The organism is Paenibacillus sp. sgz302148 (genome assembly GCF_056120465.1).
In genome coordinates, this window is sequence record NZ_JBVYOJ010000064.1 from 1 (window position 1) to 676 (window position 676).

The window sequence follows — 676 nt, forward strand, 5'->3', positions numbered from 1 at the left end:
ATTGAGCTTGGGGAAATCGAGCATGCACTCTTGCAGTGCCCCGGCGTAAAAGAAGCGGTGGTCCTCGTTGCGGCTGGGCTATCCAAATCGGAATATTTATGCGGTTTCTTGACAGGTGAAACGGCGGATATGGCAGCCGTTAAGCGCGAACTATCGGAGAAGCTGCCGCATTATATGGTTCCTGGCCAGATCGTCCGCCTGGATCGCCTGCCGCTGACGGCTAACGGGAAGACGGATCGAAAAGCACTCTTGGCCTATGCAGAACCGCTGGCTGCTGAGGCGGAGTACGAAGCACCGGAGAACGAAACGGAAGCAAAGTTAGCGGAGGTATGGAGCGAAGTGCTGGGCGTGCCGAAAGCGGGCGTGCATGACAATTTCTTCGAGCTCGGTGGTGACTCCATCAAAGCCATTCAGGTCGCGGCCCGGCTAAAATCATACGATATGAGTGTTTCCGTTAGAGAAGTGTACGCCTACCCGACAATTCGGGACTTGAGCGAGCGGGTGAAACAAAGCCAGAAGCGGGAGGACCGTGCCGTAGAAGGGCCCGTGAAGCTGACGCCGATTCAAAGCTGGTTTTTCGAGCGACGGTCCGGGAACAAGCATCACCTGAACCAAGCGGTCATGCTGCGGCGGGAGACGTTCGACGAAGATATCATACAGCGGGTTTTCCGGCATA

1 protein-coding gene is annotated in these 676 nt (G+C 56.1%); it reads left to right on the forward strand.

The genetic code is table 11. The annotated features are described in order from the left end of the window. Positions 1 to 676, forward strand: a 676-nt coding sequence (locus AC0LWM_RS32415) for a phosphopantetheine-binding protein (RefSeq protein ID WP_474679168.1), incomplete at both ends; no start/stop codon positions are given.